Source organism: uncultured Marinobacter sp. (assembly GCF_963974375.1).
Lineage (GTDB): Bacteria > Pseudomonadota > Gammaproteobacteria > Pseudomonadales > Oleiphilaceae > Marinobacter.
In genome coordinates this window covers 1-10,563 of the sequence record NZ_CAXBDN010000148.1, presented here as the reverse complement: position 1 = coordinate 10,563, position 10,563 = coordinate 1, and the positions used below count along the sequence as shown (strand labels likewise).

General features: G+C 59.2%; 7 protein-coding genes and 1 pseudogene. 4 read left to right on the top strand and 4 right to left on the bottom strand.

Annotated features, from left to right (window positions below):
• A partial coding sequence (locus AAC035_RS12985) for a helix-turn-helix domain-containing protein (RefSeq protein ID WP_339804844.1) occupies positions 1-174 on the top strand: 174 nt, incomplete at its 5' end.
• A 9-nt stretch (positions 175-183) separates the two neighbouring features.
• Here the strand turns inward: AAC035_RS12985 and AAC035_RS12980 are convergent.
• Positions 184-1,233, bottom strand: coding sequence for an NAD(P)-dependent alcohol dehydrogenase (locus AAC035_RS12980; RefSeq protein WP_339804840.1), 1,050 nt, complete (start codon positions 1,231-1,233; stop codon positions 184-186).
• A gap of 135 nt (positions 1,234-1,368) precedes the next feature.
• Between AAC035_RS12980 and AAC035_RS12975 the strand changes: the two genes are divergently transcribed.
• The 3 genes from AAC035_RS12975 to AAC035_RS12965 all read left to right on the top strand — a co-directional run bounded on the left by AAC035_RS12975 (position 1,369) and on the right by AAC035_RS12965 (position 7,601).
• A complete protein-coding gene (locus tag AAC035_RS12975) occupies positions 1,369-3,486 on the top strand; it encodes an EAL domain-containing protein (RefSeq protein ID WP_339804838.1) in 2,118 nt (705 codons plus the stop codon).
• A gap of 180 nt (positions 3,487-3,666) precedes the next feature.
• On the top strand, positions 3,667-5,016 hold the full coding sequence (gene gdhA / locus AAC035_RS12970; RefSeq protein ID WP_339804836.1) for an NADP-specific glutamate dehydrogenase: 1,350 nt from the start codon (positions 3,667-3,669) through the stop codon (positions 5,014-5,016).
• Between the two features lie 2 nt (positions 5,017-5,018).
• Positions 5,019-7,601 (top strand): PEP/pyruvate-binding domain-containing protein, encoded by a 2,583-nt coding sequence (locus AAC035_RS12965; protein ID WP_339804834.1) that lies wholly within the window; start codon positions 5,019-5,021, stop codon positions 7,599-7,601.
• Positions 7,602-7,612: 11 nt separating this feature from the next.
• Here AAC035_RS12965 and sulP read toward each other — a convergent pair whose 3' ends face one another.
• The 3 genes and pseudogenes from sulP to AAC035_RS12950 form a co-directional block, all read right to left on the bottom strand.
• Positions 7,613-9,322, bottom strand: a complete 1,710-nt coding sequence (gene sulP / locus AAC035_RS12960) for a sulfate permease (protein ID WP_339804842.1) — start codon at positions 9,320-9,322, stop codon at positions 7,613-7,615.
• A 99-nt stretch (positions 9,323-9,421) separates the two neighbouring features.
• Positions 9,422-10,288 carry an MBL fold metallo-hydrolase gene (locus AAC035_RS12955; RefSeq protein WP_339804832.1) on the bottom strand — a complete coding sequence of 289 codons (867 nt, stop codon included), beginning with the start codon at positions 10,286-10,288 and terminating at the stop codon, positions 9,422-9,424.
• A 73-nt stretch (positions 10,289-10,361) separates the two neighbouring features.
• Positions 10,362-10,563 (bottom strand): annotated as a pseudogene (locus AAC035_RS12950) (GGDEF domain-containing protein); the annotation flags it as partial.

Sequence of the window (10,563 nt, the reverse complement as noted above, 5' to 3'; positions counted from 1 at the left end):
GAGGATCCGGAACTCCGCAGCCAGCCGCCGTCCGTGGAGGAGCTGACCTGGGAGCATATCCAGCGGGTGCTGGCGGAGCACGATGGCAACATCTCGGCCACCGCCAGAGCACTCAACATGCACCGCAGAACCCTGCAGCGCAAGCTGGGCAAGCATTCCCGCTGGAAAGAGTAGCCCGGCAGGCTACTTCAGGGTTTTCATATCAATCACGAAACGGTACTTCACATCGCCCTGCTTCATCCGCTCGTAGGCCTTGTTGATATCGGCCATATCCAGCATTTCGATATCACAGGTAATGTTATGTTCCGCACAGAAATCCAGCACCTCCTGGGTTTCCGGCATACCACCGATCAGTGACCCGGTCAGAATCCGGCGTTTTGCAATCAACGCCCGGGAATGGATGGTAGGCTCAATGGGCTCGATCAGCCCCACCAGAATATGCATGCCATCGACCGCGAGAGTATCGAGGTACGGGTTCAGGTCATGGGGCACCGGAATGGTGTCCAGCAGGAAATCAAACTGCTCGCGGGCCGCTGCCATCTGGTCCGGATCGGTGGAAATAACCACGTGATCTGCGCCTTGCTTCCTGGCCTCCGCCTCCTTCGCCCGGGAGCGGGTAAAGAGGGTCACTTCAGCGCCCAGCGCCCGGGCAAACTTGACCCCCATATGACCCAGGCCACCCATCCCGATCACTCCCACCTTGTCACCGGGTTTGACCCCATAGTGTTTCAGCGGCGAGTAGGTGGTAATGCCGGCACACAGCAGAGGCGCAGCCGCTGCCGGATCAAGACTGTCCGGAACCCTGACCACGAACCGTTCAGCAACCACGATACCGTCAGAATAGCCACCGAACGTAGGCAGCTGATCATGTCGATCACGGCCGTTGTAGGTGGGCGTCATACCTTCGCGACAATATTGTTCAAGACCCTGGCCACAGGAAGCACACTGGCGACAGGAATCCACCATGCAGCCCACACCGACCCGCTGGCCAACGGTGAATTGACTCACATCATTGCCAACGGCCACCACCTTCCCGATAATCTCGTGCCCTGGCACGACCGGGTAGTTGGTACGGCCCCAGTCATTCTCGGCAAAGTGAATGTCCGTATGGCAAACACCGCAATATTCGATTTCAATAGAGACATCATCCGGCCGTAACTCACGACGACGGAAACTGAACGGCGCCAGCCCGGATAATTCCGAGGTGGCGGCATAACCTTTTACTTCAGACATAGTTAACTACCTTCATCAGTTACCTACAGAAATCTGTTATGATCACTCTGTTTTTGTTAGCAGGCAATCTATAAGCCAGGACGTTACTCACAGCAGGGCAGCTTGAACCACACACTGACGACCCGAGCCACGAGTATGGACGACCAGACCCCACCACGCCACGCCTTACCGGAGTTTCCGGATCCTGAACGACTTGCCCTGGTAGCACAACATACCGCCAATGGCGTGATCATGACCGATGCCCGGGGCTGTATCGAATGGGTGAATCCTGCCTTTGAACACATCAGTGGCTACCGGCTCAGGGATATCATTGGTCAGCGCCCGGGAGAACTGCTGCAAGGTGAGGAAACAGATCAGCAGACTGTGGCCGCCATGCGCCAGAAGTTGCAGGCCGGCGAGGGGTTTGACCGCGACATCCTCAACTACCGCAAGGACGGAAGTCCTTACTGGGCCCGGGTGATCTGCAGCCCCATCAGCCGGGACGAGCATCCCGATGGCGGCTTTTTTTCAGTCCAACTGGATATCACCCATTACAAGGCAGACCAGCGTCGTCTGAAGATATCCGCCAGTGTGTTTGAGCGCAGTCATGACGCCATCATGGTTTCTGACAACAGTAACCGCATTGTCGAGGTCAACCCGGCCTTCACCCGCATTACCGGGTACGAGCGTGACGAGGTTATCGGCGCCAACCCCAGCATTCTCAGTTCCGGTCGCCAGGGCCCGGAGTTCTACCAGTCCATGTGGCGCTCTATTGTTGAGAATAATTTCTGGCGTGGTGAAATCTGGAATCGCCGCAAGAGTGGCGAAGAGTTCCCGGAGTTTCTCACCATTACCCGGGTCATTCTTGACGAACCCGGTGACTGGTACCACGTGGCCAGTTTCTCCGACATCACCGCACTCAAGAACCATGCCGAGGAACTGGATCGGGCCGCCAACTACGACGAGCTGACCAACCTGCCCAACCGACGCCTGATGATGGAGCGACTGCGCCGGGCCATGGACCATTCAGATCAGTCCGGCAAGCCACTGGCGGTCTGTTATCTTGACCTTGATGGTTTCAAGGCCGTTAACGATCTGGTGGGGCAGGGCCTTGCAGATCGCACCCTGGCGACAGTCGCCAACCGGCTGCGACTGGCGATTCGCAGTGACGATACCGTGGCCCGGGTCGGCGGTGACGAGTTTGTTCTGTTATTGCGGGACGTTGATGATGAGCGGGTCTATCAGCGCATTCTCGATGCCATTCGCCAACCACTGTCGGTTGGGCCTGCCAATACCGTGATCACGGCCAGCATGGGCGTTGCCCTCTATCCCAATGATCCTTCAGACGAAGAACGCCTGGTCCGCCACGCCGATCAGGCCATGTACTCAGCCAAAGAAAAAGGCCGCAACAACTTTCACTTTTTCGACCCAAGTCTGGACGAACATCTGCAACAGCGCAGAACCCAGCTCACCAATCTCACCCGGGCCCTGAACCGGAACGAGTTCGAGCTGCACTTCCAGCCTCAGGTGCGAATGAGCGACCGCTGCGTGCTTGGCTTTGAGGCTCTGGCACGCTGGCGCCACCCGGATCAGGGCCTGGTCCCGCCGGGGTTGTTCCTGCCTTACATTGAGGGCAGCCACCTGGAGCAACGGTTTGGTCAATGGGTACTGACCGAAGCCCTGCAACAACAGCTGACGTGGTTCCGCTCCGGATACCGCCTGGGCGTGAGTATCAATATCAGCCCCGCTCATCTGCTGGCGCCGGCTTTTGCCTGCTTTCTGAAGCGTTACCTGGATGCGCACCCGGAGGTTGACCCGTCACTCATTACCCTGGAAATTCTTGAATCCACCGCACTGGATGATATCCAGCGGGCCGGCCAGGTCATACAGGCCTGTCGCGGCCTGGGTATACAGGTCGCTCTGGATGATTTTGGCACCGGTTTCTCGTCCCTGAGCTATTTCCGCAGCCTGCCGGTGGATCTGATCAAGATCGATCAGAGCTTCATCCGCAATATGCTGGATGACGACAGCGACCGGGCCATTGTTGAAAGCGTGATTTACATGGCCCAGCGCTTTTCCCGCTCAGTGCTCGCGGAGGGGGTGGAAACCCGCGAGCATGCTGCGGCCCTGCTGGCCATGGGTTGTGATCTGATTCAGGGTTACGGCATCGCCCGGCCAATGCCGGCAACAGAGGTCATCCAGTGGATGCAACACTGGTCACCGGAGCATCCGGCGGGTATCGCACTGGCGTCTGGTGGAGCTTCCGGCAGCTGAGAATTGTGAAATAGCAGCCGGCGCTCTTCCCCGATTCTGGAAAACCTGAGAAACTGCCCGCCCCACGGCTGAGCATCATTGCCTTTTTTGCACGTTCATGGTGCAATTTCATGTTTTTACTTTCTCACAGCCCAGATCTGTGACTTATAACTATACTGACCTTCGGGAGCGTCGAAGCCAATGACAGCAACACTGGACGAAAAACTGGATCCTATCTACCAGGACGTACTGCACCGTAACCCCGGTGAATCCGAGTTCCATCAGGCCGTTCATGAGGTTCTGGAAACCCTCGGACCGGTGCTGGTGAAATATCCGGAGTTCGCCGACAAGAAAATCATCCAGCGCATCTGCGAACCGGAGCGTCAGATTATTTTCCGGGTTCCCTGGCAGGACGACAGCGGCGAGATCCAGATCAACCGTGCCTTCCGCGTGGAATTCAACAGCGCCCTGGGTCCCTATAAAGGAGGCATGCGCTTCCATCCGTCGGTGTACCTGGGCATCATCAAGTTCCTGGGCTTCGAACAGATTTTCAAGAATGCCCTCACCGGTATGCCCATTGGCGGCGGCAAGGGTGGCAGCGACTTTGACCCCAAGGGCAAGTCCGACTCCGAAATCATGCGTTTCTGTCAGAGCCTGATGACTGAACTGTTCCGTCATCTGGGCGAATACACCGACGTACCCGCTGGCGATATCGGCGTGGGCGGGCGTGAAATCGGCTATCTGTTCGGCCAGTACAAGCGCATCACCAACCGCTACGAGTCTGGCGTGCTGACCGGTAAAGGCCTCGACTGGGGCGGTAGTCGTGCCCGTACCGAAGCCACCGGTTACGGTACCGTGTTTTTCACCCACGAGATGCTGAAAGCCCGCGGTGACTCCCTCGAAGGCAAGACCGTGGTTGTGTCCGGTTCCGGCAACGTCGCCATCTACGCCATCGAGAAGGCCCACCAGCTGGGCGCCAAAGTGATTGCCTGCTCCGACTCCACCGGTATTGTGGTTCATGAGAAGGGCATTGACCTGCCCACCCTCAAACGCATCAAGGAAGTGGAGCGTCGTCGCCTGAGTGCCTACACCGAGATCCACAAAGACGCCCGCTATGTGGCCGGCGGCAACATCTGGGATGTGCCCTGCGACGTGGCCCTGCCTTGCGCCACCCAGAACGAACTGAACGGCAAAGACGCCAAGACCCTGCTGGAAAACGGCTGCATCGCGGTGGCCGAAGGCGCCAACATGCCAACCACCCCGGAAGGTATCCAGATCTTCCAGACCGCAGATATCTGCTATGGTCCGGGCAAGGCGGCCAATGCCGGCGGCGTAGCCACCAGTGCGCTGGAGATGCAACAGAATGCCAGCCGTGATTCCTGGAGTTTTGCCTACACCGAGACACGTCTCGAGGAAATCATGATCAATATCCACAAGGATTGCTTCCAGACCGCTGAAGAGTTTGGATCGCCAGGCAATTACGTGCTCGGCGCCAACATCACCGGTTTTATCAAGGTGGCACGCGCCATGGACGCCATGGGCCTGATCTGACCATGACCAGGGTCGCCGATACCGAGAGCTCAGCCCGGGTTTCAACCGGCGTTGCCGGTCTGGACCGGGTGCTTGATGGTCTCAGAATCGGCGACAATGTGGTCTGGCGGGTCCGTGACCTTGACGATTACCAGCGTTTTGTCACGCCTTTCGTCGAGTCTGCGGTGGCCGCCGGGCGCCAGATCATCTATCTCCGGTTCGGTCAGCACCCTGCGCTGATCGCGCCTGGCCCCGGTATCCGCGTGATCGAGCTGGATGCCAGGGCCGGCTTCGAATCCTTTACCGCTTCGGTCTGGCATCAGGTAGCAACCTGGGGCCGGGGCGCGTTCTATGTCTGTGACTACCTCAGTGACCTGCTCAATGCCTGGGCCACAGATACCATGGTGGGCTACTTCTTCCGGGTAATCTGTCCCTTTCTCTACGAACTGGACACGGTTGCCTGGTTCGCCCTGGACCCGCGCAGTCATTCCCGGGAGACTCTCGACCGCATTCGCAGTACCACTCAGGTGATGATTGACCTGCACCGGGCGGATGACGACCTGCAGATCCAGCCGGTGAAAGTCTGGCGTCGCATGTCCCCCACCATGTTCCTGCCTCACCGCTATCGCAACGGCGAATTCGAGCCGGTAACGGACAGCAGTGACGCCCCCCGCCTGCAGGCCGCCATCGAACACCAGGCCCAGCAGGACCATCAGTCACCGCCGCTGCTGGATGGCTGGGACCGCCTGTTCATGCAGGCTGCCGATGCGCTGACCCAGGGCCCGGAAGAACAGTGCCAGAGCATCAGCCAGCGTATCCTGGCCATCATGATCAGCCGCGATCCGCGCATGCTGGCGCTGGCCAGCCGCTATTTCACCCTCGACGATCTGGTGGCCATACGGAACCACACCATTGGCAGCGGCTTTATCGGCGGCAAGGCGGCCGGTATGTTACTGGCCCGGAAAATTCTGCTGCTGGACGACCCTGAACTCTGGCAGCAGGCTCTCGACCCCCACGACTCCGTGTTTCTGGCGTCGGACGCCTGGTACGCCTTTCTGGTCTACAACGATCTCTGGCCAGCAATAATGAAACAGCAGACCCGGGAGGGTTTCTTTGAAGAGGCCACCGGTCTCAGAGCCGCCATCCTCAAGGGCCGGTTTCCTCCCGAAACCCGGCCGGAACTGATTCGACTGCTGGACCATTTTGGCCAGTACCCGATTCTGGTGCGCTCCAGCAGTCTGCTCGAAGATGGTTTTGGTAACGCCTTTGCCGGCAAATATGAAAGCGTATTTCTGGTTAACCAGGGGGATCCGGAACAAAGGCTGGCAGCGCTGGAAGAAGCCATTCGTACCGTCTATGCCTCAGCATTCAGCAACGATGCGCTGAGCTATCGCCGTCAGCGCCACCTGGAGGAAATGGAGGAGCCCATGGCGCTGCTGATGCAACGGGTGAATGGTCGCTTCCATGAGCACTACTATCTGCCGGATGCCGCAGCCGTGGGCGTTTCCCGTAACACTTTTGTGTGGGACAAGGGCATGGACCCGAAAGCTGGCATGTTGCGCCTGGTAATGGGTCTGGGCACCCGTGCGGTTGATCGCATCAGCGGCGACCACGCCTGTGTGCTGGCACTGGACTATCCGCTGAAACGTCCCTACCGCTCCCGGGACGAGAGCTATGCCTTTTCCCAGCATCAGGTAGACCTGCTGGATGTCACCGGGCCCGGTCTGTCGTCCGTTCCCCTGACCACGCTGACTGAACAGCTGGGCACCCTGCCCCTGCCTGCGCTCGCAGAACTGGACCGCAGTGCCACCGAGCGAAACCGGGAGCTGGGGTCTGACAACCCGATCTGGCGACTGACCTTTGCCCCGCTGATCCGCACCAGCAGATTTGTTGAGCGGGCCCGAAAACTGCTGGCCACCCTGGAGGCCGCCTATGAGCATCCGGTGGATGTGGAATTCACCCTGCATCTGGAAGACGGCGGGCCGCGTTTCAACCTGGTCCAGTGCCGGCCCCTGGCCACCATAGGCGACGCCCGGCCAACAGCCATGCCGGATCATGTCCGGCCCGCACAGTTGCTGATGTCATCCGAAGGCCACTTCATGGGGGGCAACATCAATCTGATGATTGATCGGGTGGTTCTGGTCCGGGCGGCGGAATACAGCGCCCTGCCCCTGGCTGAAAAATACGACGTGGCGCGGCAGGTGGGTGATATTCTGCGCAGCGCGCCGGACCATCAGAACATTCTGCTGGCAGGACCGGGACGCTGGGGCACCAGCAGTCCCGAGCTGGGCGTGCCCGCCGGCTTTGCAGATCTCAGTCGCGCTTCGGTACTGGTGGAAATCGCCGACATGGGTAATGGCATGATGCCTGATCTGTCCTTCGGCTCCCATTTCTTCCAGGATCTGGTGGAAAGCGGCATCGCCTATGTGGCCCTGTTTCCCGGCGAAAAAGGCAGCCACTGGTCCACCGACTGGCTGGAGAGCCATGGCCAGCTGATCCGCCGGGAAGGCTGTATCGAAATCCGCGATCTGGCGGCCGGAGAACTGCAGATTCTGGCCGATATCACCAGTCAGCGGCTGCTCGCAGGTCATCTGCAGCCGGACTGATACCAACGCCGTTAACCGGGAACGTCGCTGGCCCGGGGGTTCAGTGCCGCCCAGGCTTCAAAGGTGCTCAAAAATATCCGTCCGCTCAGGTTCCGGCAGAATCCGGTGTTTTTCAGCCGGTCCATGACCGGACCTTTCACTTCAGACAGGTGCAGCCGCACCCCACCATCCTTGAGACGGTCATTAATGGCCTCAAGACTCTCCAGGGCGGAAGCGTCTACCAGATTCACCGCCGGACACACCAGCACCACATCCTCCAGTTCAGGATGGCTGCTGATCAGATCCAGCACCCGGTCTTCCAGAAAGCGGGCATTGGCAAAATACAGGCTTTCATCCACCCGCAACAGTGCCAGTTCCGGCCGGGTTTCCACCTGGTGCCGCAGCACATTGCGGAAATGCTCGGTACCGGGCACCCGCCCCAGCAAAGCACTGTGAGGACGACTGGTGCGATAGAGAAACAGCCACACTGACAGCCCCACACCAGCCACAATGCCTGCTTCCACGCTGTAACTGAGCGTCAGCACAATGGTCACCAGCATGGCCATGAAATCAGCCCGGGAATACCGCCAGGTCCGGATCAGGGCAGGGAAATCCACCAGCGTGGACACGGCGACAATAATAGTGGCTGCCAATGTTGCCACCGGCAGCATGGCGATGGCCGGAGTCAGCGCCAGCGTCGCCACCGCGATACCAATAGCGGTAAAGGCGCCGGCGGCAGGTGTCTGGGCGCCGGCATCAAAATTCACCACCGAGCGGGAAAAACCACCGGTCACCGGCATCCCGCCGGCAAACCCGGCACCCAGATTGGCGGCGCCGAGACCAATCAGTTCCTGATCCGGATCAATGCGCTGACGGCGTTTGGCGGCCAGGGTCTGCCCTACCGACACAGATTCCACAAAACCCACCACACTGATCAGCAATGCACTCATGGCCAGTTGCTGCCACAGGGAAAGCTCCATGGCCGGCATCACCAGCCCGGGCAGTCCGCCTGGCACCTCACCCACCACCCTTACCCCGGCCTGATCCAGCCCGAGAGCCCAGGTAATCAACGTGGTAACCACCACTGCCAGAATCGGCGCCGCCTTGGTCAGCATGTCCGCCGTCCGTTCACCAAGCCCGAGCCGTATCAACGCAGGTTTCAGGAACTTGCGGGCCGCCACCAGAAACAACAGCGCGCCGCCGCCTATGGCCAGCGTGGGCAGATGGATATTGCCCAGCTCCCGGAACAGGTCCGCCCCCAGTTGCAGCAGATTGTGCCCGGAAATCGGCACGCCGGTCAGTTGCCCCAGCTGGCTGGCCGCAATCACCAGACCGGACGCCGTTATGAATCCGGAGACCACCGGATGACTGAGGAAATTCGCCAGAAAGCCCAGCCGGAATACGCCCATAAGCACCAGCATCAGGCCGGACATGACCGCCAGTACGATGGCGCCGCCAACGTATTCGGCGCTTCCCGCCTCAAACTGACTGCCCAGGGCCGCAGCTGTCATCAGCGCAACCACCGCCACCGGGCCTACCGATAGGGTACGACTGGTGCCAAAGACCGCATACAGCACCAGCGGCAATATACTGGCGTAAAGGCCCACCTGCGGTGGCAATCCCGCCAGCATGGCATAGGCCAGGGACTGGGGAATGAGCATGATGGTGACGATAAATGCCGCCACCAGATCACTGACCAGCATCTCCTTGCGGTAAGCGGGCAACCACCCCAGCACTGGCAGGTAACGTTTCAGACTGACCACGGCGTTCTCCAAATTACTCTCAGCGGCCCGACCCGGAGCCTGCTCCAGCGGACCTTTTCAGAGCGCATCTCAGTGCGCTCAGAAACGGTTAACCGGAACTTTCAGATAAATCTGACCGTTGTCCTCAGCCGGCGGCATGTGTCCGGCCCGCATGTTCACCTGCACCGAAGGCAGAATCAGACGTGGCATGTCCAGGGTGGCGTCCCGTTCGGTCCGCATTTTCACAAACTCCTGTTCGCTGATGCCCTGATGCACGTGAACATTGTTGGCGCGCTGCTCGGCCACCGTGGTCATATACTGAAACTCTTCCCGGTCCGGGGCCTTGTAGTCGTGGCACAGGAATATCCGGGTCTCGTCCGGCAGGCTCAGCACCTTCTGGATAGACTGATACAGCGTGCGGGCATCGCCCCCCGGAAAGTCGCAGCGGGCGGTTCCGTAATCCGGCATGAACAGGGTATCCCCCACGAAGGCGGCGTCCCCAATCACATAGGTGAGGCAGGCCGGGGTATGGCCGGGCGTGTGCAGCACGCGTCCTTCCAGATTACCGATGCGGAAGCTGTCACCCTCGTTGAACAGGGCATCGAACTGGCTGCCATCCCGGGCAAATTCGGTGCCGGCGTTAAAGGCTTTGCCAAAGATCTCCTGCACATCCACGATGTGTGCCCCGATACCGGTCTTGCCACCCAGCTGCTCATGAAGAAACGGCGCAGCCGACAGGTGATCCGCATGAACGTGGGTTTCGAGAATCCATTGCACCGTCAGACCCTGATCACGGATATAAGCGATGATTTCCTCGGCGGATCGCACATCGGTGCGGCCCGCCGCGTAGTCGAAATCCAGCACCGAATCAACAATGGCGCAAGCCTGGCTGTCCGGATCCTGAACCACGTAGCTGAAGGTGTTGGTAGGCTCATCAAAAAACGGCTGAACGATGGGACTGGACATGATGCTCACCTCGGTATATCAATTTAGTTCTAAGGATATACCAAACGGTGATATAAAGGTAAATTGGTTTTAGTTATCGGGAAGATGAACCCGGAGCATTAACCACCCGGTTTCGGCCGGTACGTTTGGCGTGATACAAGCGTTGATCGGCGATTTCAATCAACATCTCTGCGGACAATTTTGCGGAAATCACATCGGATGCATGCACAAGGCCGGCACTGACAGTGATACTCAGGGGCTGGCCCTGGAAATCAAATCCGTGCTGACGCACCCGG